We start from the raw sequence: 22964 nt of genomic DNA on the forward strand, positions 1-22964 counted from the left end.
TTCTAAAAACGGCCTGCGGGCCGTTTTTTTTCATTATTTAGCGATAAACGCGATCTCCGGCGCAAAAAAGCAGCAAAGCCGTTAAAAAGTGGTGAGTTTCCAGCCTCGACTCACTAGGGCGATGCCGCTATAATGCGGCGTCTATTTTTCCGGAATGTCTTCGGGACGCTTCTGGTGACAGGGATCAGGTTCTCTTAATGGAAGCCGTCCCGGTTGTTGGATACGGCGCATTACACAATGTGTGGTGTCTGAAGTTGACCGAGCACGCGATTTTTTGAGGTAACAAGATGACAGTTTCAGTAGAAACCACTCAGGGTCTGGGCCGTCGCATTTCGATTACTGTCCCAGCTGACAGCATTGAAAGCGCAGTGAAGAAAGAACTGGTGGAAGTGGCGAAAAAAGTCCGTATCGATGGTTTCCGTAAAGGCAAAGTGCCGGCCAATATCATCGCACAGCGCTACGGCGCTTCTGTTCGTCAGGACGTGCTGGGCGAGCTGATGACGCGCAACTTCGTTGACGCCATCATCAAAGAAAAAATCAACCCGGCTGGCGCGCCGAACTACGTGCCGGGCGAGTACAAAGAAGGCGAAGACTTCACCTACGCGGTAGAGTTTGAAGTCTATCCGGAAGTTGAGCTGCAGGGTCTGGACAGCATCGAAGTGGAAAAACCGCTGGTCGAAGTCACCGACGCTGACGTCGACGCCATGCTGGACACGCTGCGCAAGCAGCAGGCGAACTGGAAAGAGAGCGATGCGGCAGCGACCGCTGAAGATCGCGCGACCATCGACTTCTCAGGTTCCGTTGACGGCGAAGAGTTCGAAGGCGGCAAAGCCTCTGACTTCGTGCTGGCAATGGGCCAGGGCCGTATGATCCCGGGCTTCGAAGAGGGCATCGTCGGTCATAAAGCGGGCGAAACCTTCACTATCGACGTGAAATTCCCGGAAGACTACCACGCGGAAAATCTGAAAGGTAAAGACGCGAAGTTCGAGATCGTGCTGAAGAAAGTGGAAACGCGCGAGCTGCCGGAACTGACCGAAGAGTTCATCAAGCGTTTCGGCGTGGAAGATGGCTCAATTGACGGTCTGCGCGCCGAAGTGCGTAAGAACATGGATCGCGAGCTGAAAGGCGCTATCCGTAACCGCGTCAAGACGCAGGCGATCGACGGTCTGGTGAAAGCCAACGAGATCGACGTCCCGACTGCCCTGATCGACAGCGAAATCGACGTGCTGCGTCGCCAGGCTGCGCAGCGCTTCGGCGGCAACGAGAAGCAAGCGCTGGAACTGCCGCGCGAGCTGTTCGAAGAGCAGGCGAAACGCCGCGTTATCGTCGGTCTGCTGCTGGGCGAAGTGATCCGCACTCACGAGCTGAAAGCAGACGAAGCGCGCGTCAATGCGCTGATCGAAGAGATGGCTTCTGCCTACGAAGATCCGCAGGAAGTGATCGAGTTCTACAGCAAGAACAATGAGCTGATGAACAACATGCGCAACGTGGCGCTGGAAGAGCAGGCGGTTGAAGCCGTTCTGGAAAAAGCGAAAGTCACTGAGAAAGCGACCAGCTTCCAGGAACTGATGAATCAGACCTCTGCTGCCTGATCGCTGATTTAACCAGAAGTGCTGAGCCCGCGGCTGCAAAGTCGCGGGCTTTTTTGTTTTTGCGGCGTCAGCGGCGCTATTCGCTTAATAAACCGGCAAATTATTCACGTTGCGCTTTTTCCCGGTTAGCGAATAGAGAAAAGGTTGTTATGCTTGAAACAGCAAGGCAGTATCCCCAGATTGAGGGAGTATGCACAAGAGAGTTAGACTGGCTGATTAACCGTCCTTGAAGGTGTCGGAAACGAAGCGGAGACGCGCGACGCGGGCTCGCTTCAGTGAAAATCGGTACAGAATGTTGCCAATGAACTATATCCAGGAGACGGTAATGTCATACAGTGGCGATCGTGAATTTACTGCGCCGCGCAATGCGCTGGTGCCCATGGTGGTTGAACAGACTTCGCGCGGCGAGCGTTCCTACGACATCTATTCCCGCCTGCTGAAAGAGCGCGTCATCTTCCTGACCGGTCAGGTTGAAGATCACATGGCCAATCTGATCGTGGCGCAGATGCTGTTTCTGGAAGCGGAAAACCCTGAGAAAGATATCTATCTCTACATTAACTCCCCTGGCGGCGTGATCACCGCGGGCATGTCGATCTACGACACCATGAAGTTTATCAAGCCTGACGTCAGCACCATTTGTATGGGCCAGGCCTGTTCAATGGGCGCGTTCCTGCTCACCGCCGGCACCAAAGGCAAGCGTTTCTGTCTGCCGAACTCGCGCGTGATGATCCACCAGCCGCTAGGCGGCTATCAGGGCCAGGCGACCGATATTGAAATTCATGCCAAAGAGATCCTGAAAGTGAAACAGCGCATGAATGAGCTGATGGCGCAGCACACCGGCAAGTCGCTGGAAGAAATTGAGCGCGATACCGAGCGCGACCGTTTCCTCTCGGCGAGTGAAGCGGTAGAGTATGGTTTAGTCGACTCTGTCCTGACGCATCGTGAATAAGACTCATCTGCCCGGCTCCTTACGCTATAGTTACTGGGAAACGGGTTTGAGTTGAATGAATATTGGCCGTGTTCGCACGGCCTGCGCCGTACGCCAGTATGGCCTGAGAACAAGAAGAGGTTAACTGATGACAGATAAGCGCAAAGACGGTTCAGGGAAGTTGCTGTACTGCTCTTTTTGCGGCAAAAGCCAGCATGAAGTGCGTAAGCTGATTGCCGGGCCGTCAGTGTATATCTGCGACGAGTGTGTCGATCTGTGCAATGACATCATTCGCGAAGAGATTAAAGAAGTTGCCCCGCATCGCGAACGTAGCGCGCTGCCTACGCCGCACGAAATCCGCCATCACCTCGATGATTATGTTATCGGCCAGGAAAGGGCGAAAAAAGTGCTGGCGGTTGCGGTGTATAACCACTACAAGCGCCTGCGCAACGGCGATACCAGCAATGGCATTGAGCTGGGCAAAAGCAACATTCTGCTGATTGGTCCTACCGGTAGCGGTAAAACTCTGCTGGCGGAGACGCTGGCGCGCCTGCTGGACGTGCCGTTCACCATGGCTGACGCCACCACGCTGACCGAAGCGGGCTACGTGGGCGAAGACGTGGAGAACATCATCCAGAAGCTGCTGCAGAAGTGCGACTACGACGTGCAGAAAGCGCAGCGCGGCATCGTTTATATCGATGAGATCGATAAAATCTCGCGTAAATCGGACAACCCGTCCATTACGCGCGACGTCTCCGGCGAAGGCGTGCAGCAGGCGCTGCTGAAGCTGATCGAAGGCACCGTCGCGGCGGTACCGCCGCAGGGCGGCCGTAAGCATCCGCAGCAGGAGTTTTTGCAGGTCGACACCTCGAAGATTCTGTTTATCTGCGGCGGCGCGTTTGCGGGCCTGGATAAAGTGATCTCCCAGCGCGTGGAAACCGGCTCCGGCATCGGCTTCGGCGCCACGGTGAAAGGCAAATCGCAGAAAGCGACCGAAGGCGAGCTGCTCTCTCAGGTTGAGCCTGAAGATCTGATCAAATTCGGCCTGATCCCGGAATTTATCGGTCGTCTGCCGGTGGTCGCCACCCTCAGCGAGCTGAGTGAAGAGGCGCTGATCCAGATCCTGCGCGAGCCGAAGAACGCCCTGACCAAGCAGTACCAGGCGCTGTTCAACCTGGAAGGCGTCGAGCTGGAGTTCCGCGACGAAGCCCTGACCGCCATCGCCAAAAAAGCGATGTCGCGTAAGACCGGCGCGCGCGGCCTGCGTTCTATCGTTGAAGGCGCGCTGCTGGAAACCATGTACGATCTGCCTTCGATGGAAGACGTCGAAAAAGTGGTGATTGACGAGTCGGTTATCGACGGCCAGTCAGAGCCGATGCTGATCTACGGCAAGCACGAAGCCCAGGCGTCTGGCGAATAATTCACCACGCCAAGGGTGTTGAAATGATTAAAAAAGGGGAAAATTCTTTCCCCTTTTGTTTTTCTCGCTTTCATGCCGTTGAATGTCGAACGATCATCCCCATATACTCATAATCCTGTGGGTTTAACTGCACGTTCCTGCATTTGCGGTGCCCATCACCTGGCGGACACTAACTAAGAGAGAGCTCTATGAATCCTGAGCGTTCTGAACGCATTGAAATCCCCGTGTTGCCTCTGCGCGACGTGGTGGTTTATCCGCACATGGTAATTCCGTTGTTTGTTGGTCGGGAAAAATCGATCCGTTGCCTTGAAGCGGCGATGGATCATGACAAGAAGATCATGCTGGTTGCCCAGAAAGAGGCGTCAACGGATGAACCTGGCATTAACGATCTCTTCTCTGTAGGGACCGTAGCCTCTGTATTGCAGATGCTGAAACTGCCTGACGGCACAGTCAAAGTGCTGGTCGAAGGCCTGCAGCGCGCGCACATTACCACGCTGGCCGACAATGGCGACCACTTCACCGCGCAGGCGGAATACCTGATCTCGCCGGAAATTGAAGAGCGCGAGCAGGAAGTGCTGGTGCGCACGGCCATTAATCAGTTTGAAGGCTACATCAAGCTGAATAAAAAGATCCCGCCGGAAGTGCTGACCTCGCTGAACAATATCGACGACGCAGCGCGTCTGGCCGACACCGTGGCGGCGCATATGCCGTTGAAATTAGCGGATAAACAGTCGGTGCTTGAGATGTCGGACGTTAACGAACGTCTGGAATATCTGATGGCGATGATGGAGTCCGAAATCGATCTGCTGCAGGTTGAGAAGCGCATTCGCAACCGCGTGAAAAAGCAGATGGAGAAAAGCCAGCGCGAGTACTATCTGAATGAGCAGATGAAGGCCATTCAGAAAGAGCTGGGCGAAATGGACGACGTGCCGGACGAGTACGAAGCCCTGAAGCGCAAAATCGACGCGGCGAAAATGCCGGCCGAAGCGCGCGAAAAAGCAGAAGCCGAACTGCAAAAATTAAAAATGATGTCGCCGATGTCCGCCGAAGCGACGGTGGTGCGCGGCTATATCGACTGGATGGTTCAGGTACCGTGGAACGCGCGCAGCAAGGTGAAGAAAGACCTGCGCAAGGCTCAGGAGACGCTGGACACCGACCATTACGGCCTGGAGCGTGTCAAAGACCGCATCCTGGAATACCTCGCCGTACAGAGCCGCGTCAGCAAAATCAAAGGCCCAATCCTCTGTCTGGTGGGACCGCCGGGCGTGGGTAAAACCTCGCTGGGTCAGTCGATCGCCAAGGCGACCGGACGCAAGTACGTGCGTATGGCGCTGGGCGGCGTGCGTGACGAAGCGGAAATTCGCGGTCACCGTCGCACCTACATCGGCTCGATGCCGGGCAAACTGATCCAGAAGATGGCGAAGGTCGGCGTGAAAAACCCGCTGTTCCTGCTGGATGAGATCGACAAAATGTCCTCCGACATGCGCGGCGATCCCGCTTCCGCGCTGCTGGAAGTGCTCGATCCCGAGCAGAACATCGCCTTTAACGATCACTACCTCGAAGTGGATTACGATCTCTCCGACGTGATGTTCGTGGCGACCTCTAACTCCATGAACATTCCGGCGCCGCTGCTGGATCGTATGGAGGTGATCCGCCTGTCGGGTTACACCGAGGATGAGAAGCTCAATATCGCCAAACAGCATCTGCTGCCGAAGCAGATTGAGCGTAACGCCCTGAAGGCGAGCGAAATTACCGTTGAAGACAGCGCCATCGTCGGCATCATTCGCTACTACACCCGCGAAGCGGGCGTGCGTAGCCTCGAACGCGAACTGTCGAAGCTGTGCCGTAAAGCGGTGAAAACGCTGCTGCTGAATAAAGAGCAGAAGCACATCACCATTAACGGCGAAAACCTCAAGGATTTCCTGGGCGTGCAGCGCTTCGACTACGGCCGCGCCGAAAGCGAAAACCGCGTGGGTCAGGTAACCGGCCTGGCGTGGACGGAAGTGGGCGGCGATCTGCTGACCATCGAAACCGCCTGCGTGCCGGGTAAAGGCAAGCTGACCTACACCGGTTCGCTCGGCGAAGTGATGCAGGAGTCGATTCAGGCGGCGCTCACCGTGGTGCGCGCGCGCGCCGAGAAGCTCGGCATCAACGGCGACTTCTACGAGAAGCGCGACATCCACGTGCACGTGCCGGAAGGCGCGACGCCGAAAGATGGCCCGAGCGCTGGTATCGCGATGTGCACCGCGCTGGTCTCCTGTCTGACCGGCAACCCGGTGCGCTCTGACGTGGCGATGACCGGCGAGATCACGCTGCGCGGTCAGGTGCTGCCGATCGGCGGCCTGAAAGAGAAGCTGCTGGCGGCCCATCGCGGCGGCATTAAAGTGGTGCTGATCCCGGACGATAACAAACGCGATCTGGAAGAGATTCCGGCCAACGTGATTGCCGATCTGGAGATCCATCCGGTGAAGCGCATCGAGGAAGTGTTAGGCCTCGCGCTGGAAAATGCCCCTTACGGCATGCAGGTTGCGACCGCAAAATAGTGATTAGCGACATAAAGCATTAAAAAGCGAAGCTGGCAGGCGAATGAGCGCTTGCCAGCTTTTTTTAGTGCCGCTAATTTAGGGGGCTGCGGAAACAGCGATTAAGATGAATTCCGTTGTTTCGGCTCAACAGGCTTGATATAACGTGCTGCGCATTCGTATCCGGCAGGACGCGCGGATGTGAAGTGAAATAATAAAAGAGGGGATGAAGAGAGTGAATAAGTCACAGTTGATCGACAAAATTGCTGCAGACGCTGACATTTCTAAAGCAGCAGCGGGACGTGTTTTAGACGCATTCACCAGTTCTGTTACCGACGCGCTGAAAGGCGGCGACGAAGTGGCGCTGGTGGGCTTTGGCACTTTCTCCGTACGCGAGCGTGCCGCACGTACCGGCCGCAATCCGCAGACCGGCAAAGAGATCACCATTGCTGCTGGCAAAGTACCGGGCTTCCGCGCCGGTAAAGCGCTGAAAGACGCTGTCAACGCATGACAACGCATCTGTCCGCAGAAGCATTTTCTTCCGTGGACTAGAGGACGGTTCATCCGTTCTCATGTAACATACGGGCACATCAAATTTGATGTGCCTTTTTTATTCGGATCCGGGGATAAATCGCGCTACGACTTGTCTCAACAGGAGTGAAGCTGCCAGGCTAAACGGCAGTTGCGTAACGGCCTTAATCCGACAGGCGTTGCGCCCGAGGTTTACATCCACACTACAGCGGAGCGTTGTCATACCATGATGGACAATTTACGCGCGGCGTCGAATCATGTCGTGCTCAAGGTTATTTTGGGGTTGATTATTCTCTCCTTCGTGCTGACCGGCGTTGGCAACTATCTTATCGGCGGCAGCGGCGATTATGCCGCCAAAGTAAACGGCCAGGAAATCAGCCGGGCGCAGTTAGATCAGGCGTTCAACAGCGAGCGTAGCCGCCAGCAGCAGATGCTGGGCGACCAGTTCTCGCAGCTGGCCGGCAACGACGGCTTTATGCAGCAGATGCGCCAGCAGGCGCTGTCGCAGCTGGTGGACCAGGCGCTGCTCGATCAGTACATCAACGATCTCCATATCTCTATCAGCGACGACCAGGTAAAGCAGGCGATCTTCGCCCAGCAGGCGTTTCAGACCAATGGTAAATTCGACAACGCGAAATATAACGGCCTGCTGAGCAGCATGGGCTTCACCGCCGATCGCTATGCGGAAGCGCTGCGCAAACAGCTGGCCACCCAGCAGCTGATCAACGCCATCGCCAACACTGACTTTATGCTGAAGGGCGAAACCAGCAAGCTGGTGGAGCTGGTGTCGCAGAAGCGCGACATTCGTCAGGCGACCATCGACGTCAACGCGCTGGCGGCCAAACAAACCGCAACGCCCGACGAGATTGCCCAGTATTATCAGCAGCATAAAAGCAACTTTATGGCGCCGGAGCAGTTCCGCGTCAGCTATATCAAAATGGATGCCGCCAGCCTGCAGGCCAACGTCAGCGACGCGGATATTCAGAGCTGGTACGACCAACATAAAGCAGACTATACCCAGCCGCAGCGCAACCGCTACAGCGTGATCCAGACCAAAACCGAAGCGGACGCCGCTGCGGTGCTGGAACAGCTGAAAGGCGGCGCTGACTTTGCTGCGCTGGCGAAAAGCAAATCGATCGATCCCATCTCGGCGCGCAAAGGCGGCGACATGGGCTGGCTGGAGCCGGCCACCACGCCGGACGAGCTGAAAGAGGCGGGTCTGACGCAGAAAGGCCAGCTTTCCGGCGTGATCAAATCGTCGGTCGGCTTCCTGGTGGTGCGCCTGGATGATACCCAGCCGGAGCAGATTAAACCGCTGGCTGAGGTGCGTGACGCCGTGGCCGATAAAGCGAGGCAGGAGAAAGCGGTCGACGCCTTCTATCAGCAGCAGCAAAAGGTGAGCGAAGCGGCGAGCAACGACAACGAGTCGCTGGCCGGCGCGGCGCAGGCTTCAGGGCTGAAAGTAGTTGAGACCGGCTGGTTCAGCCACGACAGCGTGCCGCCGGAGCTGAACTTCGATCCGGTGAAAAATGCGGTGTTCAACGGCGGTCTGACTGGCCAGAACGGCGCGCCGGGCAATAACTCCGACGTGATCACCGTAGATGGCGACCGCGCCTTTGTGCTGCGCATCAGCGAGCATAAACCTGAGGCAGTTAAACCGCTGGATGAAGTGACAGCGCAGATTGCCGACACGCTGAAGCACGATAAAGCCGCACAGCAGGCAAAAGCCCAGGCAGACAAACTGCTGGCCGATCTTAACGCAGGCAAGCTGGATGCGCTGAGCGCGGCTGGCCTGACGCTGAGCGCCAGCAAAACCGTGGATCGCAACAGCCAGGATCCGGTTGCCCAGACCGCCTTCAGCCTGCCGCAGCCCGCTGACAACAAAGCCTCATGGGGCGTCAGCGAAGATATGCAGGGCAACGTCGTGCTGGTGGCGCTGGACAAGGTCAACAGCGGCTCGCTGCCGCAGGCGCAAATCGACGAAATGGTCAAAGGCGTCACGCAGAATAACGCGCAGCTGGCTTTCGAAGCGCTGCTGGTTAACCTGCGCAAAGAGGCCAAAATCAAATATGGCGCAGCGGCGCAAATGCAGTAACGCTCGCAAAAATGTAGCAAGCATTGAAAACCGAAAAGGCCGCCTGCGCGGCCTTTTCCATTTCTGAAAGGTGCCTTTTGCCGCTGCGCCGTCTCTCTGTCACGCTGTGCCTGCTGTCACACACATGGAGGAACACAGCATGACTAAATCACTTTTTACCGCACTCTGCTTCACCCTGGCTTTGGGCAGCGCGCTCGGTTATCCCGCACTGTCGGCGGCGGAACCCGCCACTGACGCGCCGGCGGCGCAGGCCGCGCCTCCCAGCCGCGAGCCGCTCAGCATCAATGACGCGAGCGCCGAGCAGCTGTCGGCGGCGATGAACGGCATCGGGTTGAAAAAGGCGCAGGCCATCGTCAGCTACCGCGAGCAGTACGGCCCCTTTACCGCCATTGAACAGCTGAAAGAGGTGCCAGGCATCGGCAATGCGCTGATTGAACGCAACGCCGATCGGCTGAAACTGTGAGCTAAGACGCAAGCCTGACGCTTTTGCCGCGCGCGCGAGCCGCTTTTGCTACGCTGAAGAGGTCTTACCAGTGAGCCCTTTTGCAGCAGGAGATGTCAGGCATGCAGACCACCATTAAAGTTCGCGGCTATCACCTTGACGTGTATCAGCACGTTAACAATGCGCGCTATCTGGAGTTTCTTGAGGAGGCGCGCTGGCAGTGGCTCGAAGAGGCCGATGCCTTTAGCTGGCTGCAGCAGCAGCAGCTGGCGTTTGTGGTGGTGAACATCAATATCAACTATCGTCGCCCGGCGGTGCTGGGCGACGTGCTGACGATCCATAGCGAAATGACGCAGCTGAACGGCAAAAGCGGCGTGATTACCCAGCGCGTGACGCTGGCGGGCAGCGATACCCTGGTGGCCGACGCGGCGCTAACCTTTGTCTGCATCGATCTGCGCACGCAGAAAGCGGTGGCGCTGGAGAGCGAGCTGCGCGCGCGGCTGGAAGCCTTTTCACCCTGAATCAGCGCCACGTCAGCGAGACGCCGCGCCCAGGGCAGGAGCATAGCCAGCATCAGGATCAGGCTAAACCACTTTTGCTTTTCATCGCCGCCATCACGCCGTCGCGGTCGGCGAGATAGTCGTTCAGACCGCGCGCGCGCAGATGACAGGCGGCGCATTCGCCGCAGCCGTCGCCTTTCACGCCGTTGTAGCAGGTCAGGGTCTCTTCGCGCACCAGCGTCAGGCTCTGCCAGTAATCGGCCAGCGCCCAGGTCTCCGCTTTATTCAGCCACATCAGCGGGGTCTCAAAACGTACTTCGCGCGCCATTCCCAGCGTGACCGCGTGGTTCAGCGCCTTGACGAATTCGTCGCGGCAGTCAGGATAGCCGGAAAAATCGGTTTCGCAGACGCCGGTGATCACCGCTTCCGCCTCTACCTGATAAGCGTAAACCGATGCCAGAGTGAGAAACAGAATATTGCGTCCCGGCACAAAGGTGCTCGGCAAACCGCTGGCGGCGGGATCGTAAGAGGGAACGGGAATATTGTCGCGGGTCAGGCTGCTCACCGCCAGCTCGTTGAGCAGCGTCACGTCGAGCACCTTGTGCGCCCGCGCGCCCAGCTTCAACGCCAGCTCACGCGCGACGTCGATCTCTTCGCGATGGCGCTGCCCGTAGTCGAAGGTGACGCAGTGCACTTCGTCATACTGCTGCAGTGCCTGGATCAGGCAGGTGGTGGAGTCTTGTCCACCGCTAAACACGACAACGGCTCGTTTCATCATAATGTCCTGGTCGAAAATTTTGCGTCTATGGTAATGGCTCTGCGCGTCGCTGAACAGCCTGACGCGGCGCGTCACACCGCCAGCGGCGGCGCCACCCAGGCGCGGCTGAAGTCAAACCAGCCCAGCGTGTTGAGCTGAATGCCCTCTACGCCCGGCGGCGCGAAGATTTGATAGCGATAGTTAAACAGCGGCAGCAGCAGACCGTCATGCATCAATCGATGGTAGAGCTGATGCAGCGCGGCGCTGCGGGCCTCGCTGTCAGCCAGCTGCTGGATGGCCGATAGCTGCTGGCGAAGGGGACGGCTGTTTTCAGCGGGCCATAGCTGGTCAAGCTCCAGCCAACTGGCCAGCGTAAAGATGGGCGCGTCGCCAATCAGCCGATCGCCCATCACCAGATCGGCCTGCGCCAGATCCTCTGTGCGCCGCCAGCTTTTGACATCGTGGAAGGTCAGGATCAGCTCGCAGCCTTCGGCGCGCAGCAGCTGACGCAGCGCCTGCGCCATCTCATGCAGCTCCACCGGCAGCTGATAGTGCAGCGTCAGACGCGCTGGCAGCTGGCACGCCTCTTCCTCTTCAACAAGGGGCACCGGCCAGCCCGGCAGCAGCTCTTTGCTCGGCGTAATCAATCCCTCTTCCAGCGGCAGCTGCGCCACGATGCCGCTTTGCTGCAGCAGGCGGAACAGGCGACGCGCCTGCGCCGGGCTAAAGCCAGCGCGCGGCCGACAGGCAAGGTAGCAGAAGCCGAGGCTGATGCTGCGGCTGACCGGCCGCAGCGACGCCAGATCCGCCGCGTCGCCGATGGCGATCTGCACCGGATGGCGGCAGCTGGTGCCCAGCGCGCGATCGAACAGCGTCGGCGTAATCCAGTACTCCACCGCCTGCATTAGCGGCAGCTGCAGGTGCCAGCGCGCATGGCTCTCGATACGCACCAGCTCAGGGGTAAAGTGCGCCAGCTTCCAGGCGCCGCTGCCGAGGCGCGGCTGCTGCGGATGGGGCAGCAGGCAGAGCTGATGCGCCAGCCGCCAGGGCAGCCAGTGGTCGCTGCTGCTGAGCTGAAAGCGCAGCGCCAGCGGATGGGGCGCGTCGACGCGTTCAACCTGCGCCAGCAGGCGCCGCGCGAGATCGTCCTGCAGAATGCGCTGAAACTGCTCTACCAGCTGCGCGGCCTGAATCGGCTCGTCGCTGTGCCAGAACAGCTGAGGTCGCAGCCAGAACAGCCAGACGCGTCCGTCGTCGCTGCAGTGCCAGTGATGGGCGAGATCGCCCACCGGCTCATCCGCCTCGAAGCGCGTCAGGCCTGAAAAGAGCTGGCGCGCCAGATGCTGCTCGGCGCGTCCGTTGATCTGCAGCGGCGCCACCGATTCCAGCGGGCGATAGTAGGGGATGCGCAGCACCGGCGCGTCGTTTTGCCACTGGCCGCCCATCAGCGGGCGTAGCAGATTGACCAGCCGATCCGGCGCCATCTCCAGCAGCTGCAGCGCTTCGGCGGCGTTGCCCGCCTGCAGCTGCGTCTGCAGCAGCTGTTGCCGCAGCTGCTCCGGCGTGCGCAGAAAGGTGAGCCGCCCGAGCTTTCCGCGCCCCGACTCCCCCTGCCAGCGCAGCCAGCCCGCCTGCTGCCACTGCGACAGCAGGGTGCGCAGATGGCGATCGCTGCAAAAGCAGCGGCTGGCCATCTCGGCCACGCAGGTCTGCTGGGACGCGCCCTGGCTGTGCTGCCACAGGCGCTGAAACTGATTAAGGCGATTAAGCTGGCGCATAATAAACCCGGAAGCGTTTTCAAAAAGTATTCACTATTAGTTCCGGGATTACCAGGCGATAGTGAAGCCTGTTTTTTCAACGGGAGAGAGCAATGGCACGACTCGCCGCATTCGATATGGACGGCACGCTGCTGCTGCCCAGCCATCAGCTGGGCCATCAGACGCTCGCCAGCCTGCTGGCGCTGCATCAGCGCGATGTGCATCTGGCGTTCGCCACCGGCCGGCATCTGCTGGAGATGCAGATCCTGCGCCAGCGCATCACGCTGCCCGCGTGGCTGATCACCGGCAACGGCACGCGCGTGCACGATCTGGAGGGGCATCTGCTGTTCGCCAGCGACCTTTCACCGTCGGTGGCGGAGGAGGTGCTGCACAGCCGCTGGGAGAGCACGGCGACGGTGCACGTTTTCAACGACGACGGCTGGTTTACCGACGTGCCGGTGCCGCAGATGCTGCAGGCGCACGCGCTGAGCGGCTTCGGCTATCAGCTGCGCGACCTGAAAAGCTTTCCCGCGCACCAGGTGACAAAAATCTGCTTTGTTGACGATCACCACGCGCTCCTTCCGTTGCAAGGCCAGCTGGAGGCGGCGATCGGCGATCGCGCCACGATCTGCTTCTCGGCGTGGGACTGTCTGGAAGTGCTGCCGCTCAACTGCAACAAAGGCAGCGCGCTCGCCATGCTGTGTCAGCATCTTTCGCTGACGCTGGCGGAGTGTATGGCCTTCGGCGACGCCATGAACGACCGTGAAATGCTGTCGCTGGTGGGCAAAGGTTTTGTGATGGGCAACGCCATGAGCCAGCTCAAGTCCGCGCTGCCCCATTTGCCGGTTATCGGCCATTGCGAGACACAGGCGGTGTCTCACTATTTAGATCACTGGATGGCGACGCCGCACCTCGCGTATTCCCCCGAATGCTGAGGATTTCCGTGACGCGGACAGGAGGTCCGCGCTTTTATTCCAGCTCGCGCTGCCAGCGGCTGATATCGCCAAACTGCCGCGCCACCCAGCTTTCGTCATAGTAGCTGTCAGGATAGCGCTCGCCGCTGTCGCACATCAGCGTTACCAGCGATCCCTGTTCCCCCCGCGCCCGCATCCGTTTCGCTACCTGCATCATGCCCCAGAAGTTGGTGCCGGTAGAGGCGCCCGGTTTGCGGCCGATAATCTGCTCCAGTTTGCGCATCGCCGCGAGGGTCGCGCCGTCCGGCACTTTCATGATTTCATCAATCACGTCCGGCATAAAAGAGGGCTCGACGCGCGGACGGCCGATGCCTTCGATCAGGCTGCCGCGCGGGCTGCGCAGCGTCGCGTCACGGCTGTGCCAGTAGTCGAAGAACACCGAGTGCTCGGGATCGACCACCAGCAGCTGGGTGGCGAAGCCCTGATAGCGAATATAGCGGCCCAGCGTTGCCGAGGTGCCGCCGGTGCCGGCGCTCATGATCAGGGTATGCGGCACCGGAAAGGGCTCGAGCGCCATCTGACGGAAAATGCTCTCCGCGATGTTATTATTGCCGCGCCAGTCGGTGGCGCGCTCGGCGTAGGTGAACTGATCCATAAAGTGACCGTCCAGCTCGCGCGCCAGCTGCGCCGAGGCGCTGTAAAGCTCGCAGGGATCGGCGACGAAGTGGCACTGTCCGCCGTAGAATTCGATTTGGGCGATTTTACGCTTCGCGGTGCTCGCCGGCATCACGGCGATAAAGGGCAGGCCGAGCAGCTGGGCGAAATAGGCTTCCGACACCGCCGTGCTGCCGGACGACGCCTCGATCACCGGCCTGTTCTCTTTAATCCAGCCGTTCGCCAGCCCGTAGAGAAACAGCGAGCGCGCCAGGCGATGCTTCAGGCTGCCGCTGGGATGGGTGCTCTCATCTTTCAGGTAGAAGCCGATACCGGGATAATCCGCCAGACGAAAGCGAATCAGGTGGGTTTCGGCGGAGCGCTGAAAGTCCGCGTTGATTTCATTAATGGCGTGGCGAGTCCAGTTACTCATGATGCGATTCCGGCAGAGAAGATGCGCTGATTGTAAGGCACGGGCAGGAAAAAGAGGTTGCTTTATCTTCGCTATAATGGCGCCATTGGAGAAAAAAATTCTCCCGGAGGAGCAAATGTTAGATAAAACTGACCGCCATCTGCTGGATCTGCTGCAGCGCGACTGTACGCTTTCGCTGCAGGCGCTGGCGGACGCCGTCAATCTGACCACCACGCCGTGCTGGAAGCGACTGAAAAAGCTGGAGGATGACGGTATCATCCGCGCACGCGTCGCGCTGCTCGATGCGGAAAAGCTCGGCCTGTCGCTCACCGCGTTTATGCTGGTGAAAACCCAGCAGCACAGCCGCGAATGGTATCAGCGCTTCGTCTCGGCGGTGCAGAGCATGCCGGAAGTGCTGGCGTTCTATCGTATGGCGGGCGAGTACGATTATCTGCTGCGCGTTCAGGTGGCGGATATGAAGCGTTATGACGATTTTTACAAACGTCTGGTCAACAGCGTGCCGGGCCTGATTGACGTCACCTCCAGCTTCGCCATGGAGGAGATCAAATACACCACGGCGCTGCCCGTTGCTCCCTGAAGCAAAAGAAAGAGAATAGCTTGTGCGATTATTCAGCCAGTTAAGTTGGTACTTTATTCGCGAGTGGCGGCGCTATCTGGGCGCGGTCACTCTGTTGATCATCATCGCGATCCTGCAGCTGCTGCCGCCGCACCTGGTAGGCGTGATCGTCGACGGCGTCACGCGCCGCAGCATGAGCGGCAGCACTATTATGATGTGGATCGGCGTAATGCTGGCGACCGCCGTGGCGACCTATCTGCTGCGCTACGTCTGGCGCGTGCTGCTGTTCGGCGCCTCCTATCAACTCGCCGTCGAGCTGCGCGAAGATTTCTATCGCCAGCTCAGCCGCCAGCACCCGGCGTTTTACCTGCGCCATCGCACCGGCGATCTGATCGCGCGCGCCACCAACGATGTCGACCGCGTGGTGTTTGCCGCAGGAGAAGGGGTGCTGACGCTGGTGGATTCGCTGGTGATGGGCTGCGTGGTGCTGCTGGTGATGAGCCTGCAGATCAGCTGGCAGCTGACGCTGCTGTCGCTGGTGCCGATGCCGATTATGGCGCTGTTTATCCACCGCTACGGCAACCAGCTGCACGATCGCTTCAAGCTGGCGCAGGCGGCTTTCTCCAGCCTGAACGATCAGACGCAGGAGAGCCTGACCAGCATCCGCATGATCAAGGCGTTCGGCCTTGAGTCGCACCAGTCTGAACAGTTCTCCGCCATTGCGCGCGACACCGGAGCGAAAAACCTGCGCGTGGCGCGCGTCGACGCCCGTTTTGACCCGACCATCTACATCGCCATCGGCCTCGCCAATCTGCTGGCGATCGGCGGCGGCAGCTGGATGGTCTGGCATCAACAGCTCACGCTCGGTCAGCTCACCAGCTTTGTGATGTACCTCGGCCTGATGATCTGGCCGATGCTGGCGCTGGCGTGGATGTTTAACATCGTCGAGCGCGGCAGCGCCGCCTGGAGCCGCATCGGCGCGCTGCTGGCGGAGGCGCCAGCGGTGCAGGACGGCGAGCAGGAGCTGCCTGCCGAAGCGGGAACGCTGCAGGCGGCTATCCGCGAGTTTCGCTATCCGGCCAGCGGCGCGCCGGTGCTGCGTAATCTGCGCTTTACGCTGAAACCGGGCCAGATGCTCGGCCTGTGCGGCCCGACCGGCAGCGGCAAAAGCACGCTGCTCAGCCTGCTGCAGCGCCACTTCGATATCGACAGCGGAGCGATCCGCTACCACGACGTGCCGCTGACCCAGCTGCGCATCGACAGCTGGCGCAGCCGCCTGGCGGTGGTCAGCCAGACGCCGTTTCTTTTCTCCGACAGCGTGGCGAGCAATATCGCGCTGGGCAGGCCTGGCGCCACGCAGGAGGCGATTGAGCGCGCGGCGACGCTGGCCTGTGTGCATGAAGATATCCTGCGGCTGCCGCAGGGCTATCAGACCGAAGTGGGCGAGCGCGGCGTGATGCTCTCCGGCGGACAGAAGCAGCGGATCGCTATTGCGCGCGCGCTGCTGCTCGACGCGGAGATCCTGATCCTCGACGACGCACTGTCGGCGGTCGACGGCCGCACCGAGCATGACATCCTGCACAACCTGCGTCAGTGGGGCAAAGGACGCACGCTGATCATCAGCGCGCATCGTCTGTCGGCGCTGACGGAGGCGAACGAAATTCTGGTGCTGCAGCAGGGCGAAGTGGCTCAGCGTGGCGATCATGAGGCGCTGGCGGCCGAGCCGGGCTGGTATCGCGATATGTATCGCTATCAGCAGCTTGAGGCGGCGCTGGACGAAGACGAACCGGCAAAAGAGGCGCACGATGGCGAAATCTAAACGCTTATGGCCGACGCTAAAGCGTCTGCTCGCCTACGGCAAGCCGTGGCGTAAATCGCTGAGCCTCGCGGTCGGCATGCTATGGATCGCCGCCGCGGCCGAAGTGACCGGGCCGGTGCTGGTCAGCTACTTTATCGACCAGCTGGTGGCAAAACATCAGATGCCGCTGGGCATTGTGGCGGGACTGGCGGTGAGCTTTATTCTGCTGCAGCTGCTGGCGGCGGGGCTGCACTATTTTCAGGCGCTGCTGTTTAACCGCGCGGCGATCGGCGTCGTGCAGCAGCTGCGCAGCGACGTGATGGACGCGGCTCTGCGTCAGCCGCTCAGCGCGTTCGACACCCAGCCGGTGGGGCAGATTATTTCGCGCGTCACCAACGACACCGAAGTGATTAAAGATCTCTACGTGACGGTGGTGGCGACGGTGCTGCGCAGCGCGGCGCTGATCGGCGCGATGATGGTGGCGATGTTTAGCCTCGACTGGCGCATGGCGCTGGTGGCGATGGCGATCTTCCCGCTGGTGCTGACGGTGATGCTGATCTATCAGCGCTACAGTACGCCGATCGCGCGTCGCGTGCGCAGCTATCTGGCGGATATCAACAACGGCTTCAACGAAGTGATCAACGGCATGAGCGTGATCCAGCAGTTTCGCCAGCAGGCGCGCTTCGGCGAGCGCATGAGCGAGGCCAGCCGCGCGCACTATCTGGCGCGCATGCAGACGCTGCGGCTCGACGGGTTTCTGCTGCGTCCGCTGCTTAGCCTGTTTTCAGCGATGATCCTCTGCGGTTTGCTGCTGCTGTTCAGCTTCTCCTCGCCGGGCATTTTCGAAGTCGGCGTGCTCTATGCGTTTATTACTTATCTCGGGCGCCTGAACGAACCGCTGATCGAACTCACCACGCAGCAGTCGATGCTGCAGCAGGCGGTGGTGTCGGGGGAACGTATTTTCGAGCTGATGGATGCGGCTCAGCAGCGCTACGGCGCCGACGATCGCCCGCTGGCGTCGGGCCGCATCGCGCTGCGGCACCTCAGCTTCGCCTACCGCGCCGATCGCAACGTGCTGAGCGATATCAACCTTGAGGTGCCGGCGCGCAGTTTTATCGCGCTGGTCGGGCATACCGGCAGCGGCAAAAGCACGCTCGCCAACCTGCTGATGGGCTACTACCCGGCGACGCACGGCGAGATATGCCTGGACGACCGGCCCATTAGCCAGCTCAGCCATCAGACGCTGCGCCGCGGCATCGCCATGGTGCAGCAGGATCCGGTGGTGCTGGCGGATAGCCTGCTGGCTAACGTGCGCCTCGGCCGCGATATCAGCGAAGAGGCGGTGTGGCAGGCGCTGGAGCGGGTGCAGCTGGCGTCGCTGGCGCGCGCCTTGCCCGACACCATCCATACGCGCCTGGGCGAGCAGGGCAACACGCTGTCTGTCGGGCAGAAGCAGCTGCTGGCGCTGGCGCGCGTGCTGGTGGAGATGCCGCAGATCCTTATCCTCGACGAAGCGACCGCCAACATCGACTCCGGCACCGAGCAGGCGATTCAGCAGACGCTGCGCGCGCTGCGCCAGCACACCACGCTGGTGGTTATCGCTCATCGTCTGTCGACCATTACCGAGGCGGACACCATTCTGGTGCTGCATCGCGGTCAGGTGGTAGAGCAGGGCGATCACGCCGCGCTGCTGGCGCGGCAGGGACGTTACTGGCAGATGTATCAGCTGCAGCAGGCGGGTGATGAACTCGCGTCGGGCAAGGCGATCGCCGCCGTCGACTAGATTGCACCTTTTTTGCGCGCAATTATCAGAATGTTCTGTATCTGTGCACTTCTTTGAGGCCACCAGCACCAAAGAAGTGCAGCTTTTTAACCGCCGCGCCGCGCTTTTCTGAACAGCCGCTTTCGCTCTCCTGACCCGAGCCGTACTGCGCTGCTTTTACCTCTCTTTCTGTCCCTGTTTGTATTCCTGGCACAGCCTTTGCTTCTGTCTCTGCGTGTCTGACGCGACTCACTTGTCTACTACCCGGAGGGGATGCAATGAAGCTGGTTACCGTGGTCATCAAACCGTTCAAACTGGAGGATGTGCGCGAAGCCCTCTCCTCTATCGGCATTCAGGGGCTAACCGTCTCTGAAGTTAAAGGATTTGGCCGCCAGAAGGGCCATGCGGAACTCTATCGCGGCGCCGAGTACAGCGTGAACTTTCTGCCCAAGGTCAAAATCGATGTCGCCATCGCTGACGACCAGCTCGACGAGGTGGTGGATGTGATCAGCAAAGCGGCCTACACCGGCAAGATCGGTGACGGCAAAATTTTTGTCGCTGAGCTTCAGCGCGTTATCCGTATTCGCACCGGCGAGACCGACGAAGCAGCGCTGTAATTTCGGCTACGTAATCTGATGGGATGGAAAAAAATGAATAAAGCATTCACCTTGTTGGGCCTCATCAGCCTGGCGCTGGTACCGTCGCTGGCGATGGCTGCGCCTGCCGTTGCGGATAAGGCCGATAACGCATTTATGATGATTTGCACCGCGCTGGTGCTGTTTATGACGATTCCAGGGATCGCGCTGTTTTACGGCGGCTTAATCCGCGGCAAGAACGTGCTTTCGATGCTGACGCAGGTGGCGGTGACCTTTGCGCTGGTCTGCGTGCTGTGGATTATTTATGGCTATTCGCTGGCGTTCAGCGAAGGCAACGCCTTTTTCGGCAGCTTCCAGTGGGCGATGCTGAAAAACATCGAGCTGAAAGCAGTGATGGGCAGCTTCTATCAGTATATCCACGTGGCGTTCCAGGCATCGTTCGCCTGTATTACCGTGGGGCTGATCGTCGGCGCCATCGCCGAGCGTATTCGCTTCTCCGCCGTGCTGATTTTCGTTGGCGTGTGGGTCACGCTGGCCTATCTGCCGATTGCGCACATGGTCTGGGCGGGCGGTTTCCTGGCACAGGATGGGGCGCTGGACTTCGCCGGCGGCACGGTGGTGCATATCAACGCCGCGATCGCCGGCCTGGTGGGCGCCTATCTGGTGGGCAAGCGCGCCGGCTTTGGCAAAGAGGCGTTTAAACCGCACAACCTGCCGATGGTGTTTACCGGCACCGCGATCCTTTATGTCGGCTGGTTTGGCTTCAACGCCGGCTCCGCCTCCGCCGCTAATGAAATCGCCGCGCTGGCCTTCCTCAACACCGTGGTGGCGACCGCGGGCGCGGTGCTGTCATGGACCTTCGGCGAGTGGGCGGTGCGCGGCAAGCCGTCGCTGCTGGGCGCCTGTTCGGGTTTTATCGCTGGTCTGGTCGCGATCACCCCAGCCTGCGGCTACGTGGGCGTCGGCGGCGCGCTGATTATCGGTCTGGTGGGCGGTCTGGCTGGACTGTGGGGCGTTACCTCGCTGAAGAAAATGCTGCGCGTGGATGACCCGTGCGACGTCTTCGGCGTGCACGGCGTCTGCGGCATCGTCGGCTGTATCCTGACCGGCGTCTTCGCCTCCTCTTCGCTGGGCGGCGTCGGCTATGCCGAAGGCGTCACCATGGGCCATCAGGTCTGGGTGCAGCTGTTCAGCGTCGGCGTCACCATCGTCTGGTCGGCAGTGGTCGCCTTTATCGGCTTTAAGCTGGCGGATATGATTGTCGGTCTGCGCGTGCCGGAAGAGCAGGAGCGCGAAGGTCTGGACGTCAACAGCCACGGCGAGAACGCTTACAACCAGTAAGCCGTCGGGCAAAGAAGAGCAGTGCGCTAAATAATAACAACAGCAACAAGGGGCGATGATTCGCCCCTTTTTTTTTGCCTGCGCGATCTTGCCTATTCGCTGCGCTGGCGCATGACCCCTTCCTGTACGGTAGAGGCGACCAGCACGCCCTGCTGGTTATAGAACTCGCCACGCACAAAGCCGCGCGCGCCGGAAGCGGAGGTGCTCACCACGCTGTAGAGCAGCCAGTCGCTGAAGTTGAACGGGCGGTGAAACCACATCGAGTGATCGATGGTGGCGACCTGCATATCCGCTTCCAGAAAACCCTTGCCGTGCGGCTGTAGCGCGACCGGCAGGAAGTTGAGGTCAGAAGCGTAGCCCAGCAGATACTGATGAATGCGCAGATCGGCAGGCAGGCCGCCGTTGGCGCGGATCCACACCTGACGCACCGGCTCATCGACGCGGCCTTTTAGCGGGTTGTGGATCTGCACCGGGCGTATCTCCAGCGGCCGCTCGGCGATAAACTTCTCCCGCACCTTTTCCGGCAGCAGATGCGCCATCTTCTGCGCCAGATCCTGCTCCGAGGCCAGGGTTTCCGGGCCGGGCACCTCGGGCATGGCATTCTGATGCTCGAAGCCGCTCTCTGGCGCCTGGAACGACGCGGTCATATAGAAAATCGGCTGGCCGTTCTGAATGGCGCTGACGCGGCGCGCGCTAAAGCTTTTGCCGTCGCGCAGGGTTTCCACGTCGTAAATAATCCCTTTCTTGCTGTCGCCCGGCCGCAGGAAGTAGCTGTGAAAAGAGTGGATGATGCGCGCTTCCGGCACGGTCTGTTTCGCCGCATAGAGCGCCTGACCCACCACCTGACCGCCAAACACCTGACGCAGTCCTAAATCCTCGCTCTGGCCACGAAACAGGCCCTCTTCCAGCTTTTCCAGATTTAATAAATTCAGCAGATTTTGCAGCGCCTGGCTCATAGTGCAATCCTCACAAAGTTAACCGGCTCAGTGTGAAAGATCCGACCAGTTGCCGTCAATCAAAGAGTGCGCCGGAGGGCGACAGGAAATATCTGCATTTTATGCCAGGATTAAGGACATAAGGCGAGTGAAACCCTGTACGACACATTCGCAGCCGATAATCATAGTGATCAGATGGAGACGACATCAATGAAACTCTGGCAAGTGGTAAGTGGTATTACCTTAATTGCAGCCGCCGCCGGTTGTGCCGATCACAGCAAACCGGTTCCGGTGCCGACGCTGGGCGCCAGCGCAGCAGGGCAGCAGGCGGCGATCGCGCAGCCTAACGTAAGCGGTACGGTCTATATCCGTCAGCGTATCGCGCTGCCGCCAGACGCGGTGCTGACGGTGACGCTCTCCGACGCCTCGCTGTCGGACGCGCCGTCAAAAGTGCTGTCGCAGCGCGCCGTGCACACGCAGGGCAAGCAGGCGCCGTTCCAGTTTGTCCTGCCGTTTAATCCGGCCGATATCCAGCCTAACGCGCGCATCTTGCTGAGCGCGGCGATTACCATCGACGGCAAGCTGGCGTTTATTACTGATGCCGTGAAGCCGGTGATCAATCAGGGCGGAACCAAAGCGGAGCTGCTGCTGGTGCCGGTGCCGCAAACCGCGCTGCCGACGCAGCCGGGCGCGGTCACTACCGTGCCGTCTACATCACCGACCCAGGTGACGCCATCCTCTTCGGTGCCTGCGCCGACCAGCCTGTAATCGACTCGCAGCGGGGTGTCTTCGCCCCGCTTGTCAGGGTTGCCAGCGATAGCGTGCCAGCTCCACCTGTCCGCTGTCGCTTATCTCTATGCCTTCCTCCGCCAGCGCGTCGCGCTGCCGCAGCAGATCGTCGCCCTGTAACGAGATGGCGCCGTGTCGGTTAATCACGCGATGCCAGGGAAGCTGGCTGCCTGGCGGCAGACGGCGCAAAACGCCGCCGACCTGGCGCGCGGCACGCGGCGAACCGGCGAGCCGGGCGATATCGCCATAGGTGGCAACTTTGCCAGCGGGAATAGCGGCAACGATGTGCCAGATGCGCTGCTGAAAACTCTCTTGCGGATCCATAGCGATGTCCCGGAAGCAAAATGCCACTGTAGCACAGAGAGAGGAGGCGCTGCGTTGATGCGCTGTTCAAGAAAACAACGGTCGCCCGGGCGGCGCTTGCAATTGGCCGGGCCTTCCCTGATAATGCCCCCGCCTTCGAAAGAGGGCTTGTCAATGGAGGCTCTGTTGGTCCTCCCGCAATGCTAACTTGTGAACTCGGTCAGGTCCGGAAGGAAGCAGCCGCAGCAGGTGACGCGTGTGCCGGGATGTGGCTGGCAGGGCCTCCACCACTTTCTCCCCGCCAAAAATCCTCAAGCAACGCTCATAACCGCCATTCCA

At 59.9% G+C, this 22964-nt stretch carries 20 protein-coding genes and 1 other RNA gene; 16 read left to right on the top strand and 5 right to left on the bottom strand.

Annotated elements, in window-relative coordinates; translation table 11 throughout:
* Window positions 1–287 precede the first annotated feature (287 nt).
* From tig to B2J69_RS10915, 8 genes are all read left to right on the top strand, one after another.
* Window positions 288–1592: a trigger factor gene (tig, locus tag B2J69_RS10880; protein WP_081139312.1), complete on the top strand. Its 1305-nt coding sequence runs from the start codon at window positions 288–290 to the stop codon at window positions 1590–1592.
* Window positions 1593–1917: 325 nt separating this feature from the next.
* A complete protein-coding gene (clpP, locus tag B2J69_RS10885; RefSeq protein WP_033788807.1) occupies window positions 1918–2541 on the top strand; it encodes an ATP-dependent Clp endopeptidase proteolytic subunit ClpP in 624 nt (207 codons plus the stop codon).
* Between the two features lie 127 nt (window positions 2542–2668).
* The gene (gene clpX / locus B2J69_RS10890) at window positions 2669–3940 is read left to right on the top strand and encodes an ATP-dependent protease ATP-binding subunit ClpX (protein ID WP_081139313.1); all 1272 of its coding nucleotides are present in this window, start codon (window positions 2669–2671) and stop codon (window positions 3938–3940) included.
* A gap of 188 nt (window positions 3941–4128) precedes the next feature.
* Window positions 4129–6483 (top strand): endopeptidase La, encoded by a 2355-nt coding sequence (gene lon / locus B2J69_RS10895; RefSeq protein WP_081139314.1) that lies wholly within the window; start codon window positions 4129–4131, stop codon window positions 6481–6483.
* A gap of 214 nt (window positions 6484–6697) precedes the next feature.
* Window positions 6698–6973 (top strand): nucleoid-associated protein HU-beta, encoded by a 276-nt coding sequence (hupB, locus tag B2J69_RS10900; RefSeq protein WP_081139420.1) that lies wholly within the window; start codon window positions 6698–6700, stop codon window positions 6971–6973.
* A gap of 246 nt (window positions 6974–7219) precedes the next feature.
* Entirely contained in the window at window positions 7220–9088 is a 1869-nt protein-coding gene (ppiD, locus tag B2J69_RS10905) for a peptidylprolyl isomerase (RefSeq protein ID WP_081139315.1), read from the top strand.
* Between the two features lie 139 nt (window positions 9089–9227).
* Window positions 9228–9551: a helix-hairpin-helix domain-containing protein gene (locus B2J69_RS10910; RefSeq protein WP_081139316.1), complete on the top strand. Its 324-nt coding sequence runs from the start codon at window positions 9228–9230 to the stop codon at window positions 9549–9551.
* Window positions 9552–9652: 101 nt separating this feature from the next.
* The gene (locus B2J69_RS10915; RefSeq protein WP_081139317.1) at window positions 9653–10051 is read left to right on the top strand and encodes an acyl-CoA thioesterase; all 399 of its coding nucleotides are present in this window, start codon (window positions 9653–9655) and stop codon (window positions 10049–10051) included.
* Between the two features lie 58 nt (window positions 10052–10109).
* Here the strand turns inward: B2J69_RS10915 and queC are convergent, their stop codons facing one another.
* A complete protein-coding gene (gene queC, locus B2J69_RS10920) occupies window positions 10110–10805 on the bottom strand; it encodes a 7-cyano-7-deazaguanine synthase QueC (protein ID WP_081139421.1) in 696 nt (231 codons plus the stop codon).
* A gap of 74 nt (window positions 10806–10879) precedes the next feature.
* Window positions 10880–12565, bottom strand: a complete 1686-nt coding sequence (locus B2J69_RS10925) for an SgrR family transcriptional regulator (protein WP_081139318.1) — start codon at window positions 12563–12565, stop codon at window positions 10880–10882.
* Between the two features lie 92 nt (window positions 12566–12657).
* Here B2J69_RS10925 and cof point away from each other — a divergent pair, with 92 nt between their 5' ends.
* Window positions 12658–13479: an HMP-PP phosphatase gene (gene cof / locus B2J69_RS10930; RefSeq protein ID WP_081139319.1), complete on the top strand. Its 822-nt coding sequence runs from the start codon at window positions 12658–12660 to the stop codon at window positions 13477–13479.
* A 34-nt stretch (window positions 13480–13513) separates the two neighbouring features.
* On the opposite strand, the gene B2J69_RS10935 is transcribed toward cof, so the two are convergent.
* On the bottom strand, window positions 13514–14545 hold the full coding sequence (locus B2J69_RS10935) for a PLP-dependent cysteine synthase family protein (RefSeq protein ID WP_236722709.1): 1032 nt from the start codon (window positions 14543–14545) through the stop codon (window positions 13514–13516).
* A gap of 115 nt (window positions 14546–14660) precedes the next feature.
* Between B2J69_RS10935 and B2J69_RS10940 the strand changes: the two genes are divergently transcribed.
* The 5 genes from B2J69_RS10940 to amtB all read left to right on the top strand — a co-directional run bounded on the left by B2J69_RS10940 (window position 14661) and on the right by amtB (window position 20598).
* Window positions 14661–15122 (top strand): Lrp/AsnC family transcriptional regulator, encoded by a 462-nt coding sequence (locus B2J69_RS10940; RefSeq protein WP_081139320.1) that lies wholly within the window; start codon window positions 14661–14663, stop codon window positions 15120–15122.
* 22 nt (window positions 15123–15144) lie between these two features.
* A complete protein-coding gene (locus B2J69_RS10945; protein ID WP_081139321.1) occupies window positions 15145–16920 on the top strand; it encodes a SmdA family multidrug ABC transporter permease/ATP-binding protein in 1776 nt (591 codons plus the stop codon).
* Window positions 16907–18682 carry a SmdB family multidrug efflux ABC transporter permease/ATP-binding protein gene (locus B2J69_RS10950; protein ID WP_081139322.1) on the top strand — a complete coding sequence of 592 codons (1776 nt, stop codon included), beginning with the start codon at window positions 16907–16909 and terminating at the stop codon, window positions 18680–18682. Before B2J69_RS10945 ends, B2J69_RS10950 begins: the two co-directional genes overlap by 14 nt.
* A 257-nt stretch (window positions 18683–18939) precedes the next feature.
* On the top strand, window positions 18940–19278 hold the full coding sequence (gene glnK, locus B2J69_RS10955) for a P-II family nitrogen regulator (protein WP_033752690.1): 339 nt from the start codon (window positions 18940–18942) through the stop codon (window positions 19276–19278).
* Between the two features lie 33 nt (window positions 19279–19311).
* A complete protein-coding gene (gene amtB, locus B2J69_RS10960) occupies window positions 19312–20598 on the top strand; it encodes an ammonium transporter AmtB (protein ID WP_081139323.1) in 1287 nt (428 codons plus the stop codon).
* A gap of 92 nt (window positions 20599–20690) precedes the next feature.
* Here amtB and tesB read toward each other — a convergent pair whose 3' ends face one another.
* Window positions 20691–21554, bottom strand: a complete 864-nt coding sequence (gene tesB, locus B2J69_RS10965) for an acyl-CoA thioesterase II (RefSeq protein ID WP_081139324.1) — start codon at window positions 21552–21554, stop codon at window positions 20691–20693.
* A gap of 189 nt (window positions 21555–21743) precedes the next feature.
* Between tesB and B2J69_RS10970 the strand changes: the two genes are divergently transcribed.
* The gene (locus tag B2J69_RS10970) at window positions 21744–22301 is read left to right on the top strand and encodes a YbaY family lipoprotein (protein WP_081139325.1); all 558 of its coding nucleotides are present in this window, start codon (window positions 21744–21746) and stop codon (window positions 22299–22301) included.
* Between the two features lie 33 nt (window positions 22302–22334).
* Here the strand turns inward: B2J69_RS10970 and B2J69_RS10975 are convergent, their stop codons facing one another.
* The gene (locus tag B2J69_RS10975) at window positions 22335–22646 is read right to left on the bottom strand and encodes an MGMT family protein (RefSeq protein ID WP_081139326.1); all 312 of its coding nucleotides are present in this window, start codon (window positions 22644–22646) and stop codon (window positions 22335–22337) included.
* Between the two features lie 163 nt (window positions 22647–22809).
* Here B2J69_RS10975 and ffs point away from each other — a divergent pair.
* Window positions 22810–22906: signal recognition particle sRNA small type (gene ffs, locus B2J69_RS10980), an RNA gene on the top strand.
* Window positions 22907–22964 lie beyond the last annotated feature (58 nt).

It is taken from the genome of Pantoea latae (genome assembly GCF_002077695.1).
Taxonomy (GTDB): Bacteria; Pseudomonadota; Gammaproteobacteria; order Enterobacterales; family Enterobacteriaceae; genus Pantoea; species Pantoea latae.

Bases quoted from the DNA above. Each gene is read 5' to 3' on its own strand.
- B2J69_RS10935 (WP_236722709.1), bottom strand. From the start codon at position 14,545: ATGAGTAACTGGACTCGCCACGCCATTAATGAAATCAACGCGGACTTT.
- lon (WP_081139314.1), top strand. From the start codon at position 4,129: ATGAATCCTGAGCGTTCTGAACGCATTGAAATCCCCGTGTTGCCTCTG.
- B2J69_RS10940 (WP_081139320.1), top strand. From the start codon at position 14,661: ATGTTAGATAAAACTGACCGCCATCTGCTGGATCTGCTGCAGCGCGAC.
- B2J69_RS10950 (WP_081139322.1), top strand. From the start codon at position 16,907: ATGGCGAAATCTAAACGCTTATGGCCGACGCTAAAGCGTCTGCTCGCC.
- B2J69_RS10970 (WP_081139325.1), top strand. From the start codon at position 21,744: ATGAAACTCTGGCAAGTGGTAAGTGGTATTACCTTAATTGCAGCCGCC.
- B2J69_RS10975 (WP_081139326.1), bottom strand. From the start codon at position 22,646: ATGGATCCGCAAGAGAGTTTTCAGCAGCGCATCTGGCACATCGTTGCC.
- B2J69_RS10925 (WP_081139318.1), bottom strand. From the start codon at position 12,565: ATGCGCCAGCTTAATCGCCTTAATCAGTTTCAGCGCCTGTGGCAGCAC.
- glnK (WP_033752690.1), top strand. From the start codon at position 18,940: ATGAAGCTGGTTACCGTGGTCATCAAACCGTTCAAACTGGAGGATGTG.
- tesB (WP_081139324.1), bottom strand. From the start codon at position 21,554: ATGAGCCAGGCGCTGCAAAATCTGCTGAATTTATTAAATCTGGAAAAG.
- ppiD (WP_081139315.1), top strand. From the start codon at position 7,220: ATGATGGACAATTTACGCGCGGCGTCGAATCATGTCGTGCTCAAGGTT.
- cof (WP_081139319.1), top strand. From the start codon at position 12,658: ATGGCACGACTCGCCGCATTCGATATGGACGGCACGCTGCTGCTGCCC.
- clpX (WP_081139313.1), top strand. From the start codon at position 2,669: ATGACAGATAAGCGCAAAGACGGTTCAGGGAAGTTGCTGTACTGCTCT.
- clpP (WP_033788807.1), top strand. From the start codon at position 1,918: ATGTCATACAGTGGCGATCGTGAATTTACTGCGCCGCGCAATGCGCTG.
- B2J69_RS10910 (WP_081139316.1), top strand. From the start codon at position 9,228: ATGACTAAATCACTTTTTACCGCACTCTGCTTCACCCTGGCTTTGGGC.
- tig (WP_081139312.1), top strand. From the start codon at position 288: ATGACAGTTTCAGTAGAAACCACTCAGGGTCTGGGCCGTCGCATTTCG.
- amtB (WP_081139323.1), top strand. From the start codon at position 19,312: ATGAATAAAGCATTCACCTTGTTGGGCCTCATCAGCCTGGCGCTGGTA.
- queC (WP_081139421.1), bottom strand. From the start codon at position 10,805: ATGAAACGAGCCGTTGTCGTGTTTAGCGGTGGACAAGACTCCACCACC.
- B2J69_RS10915 (WP_081139317.1), top strand. From the start codon at position 9,653: ATGCAGACCACCATTAAAGTTCGCGGCTATCACCTTGACGTGTATCAG.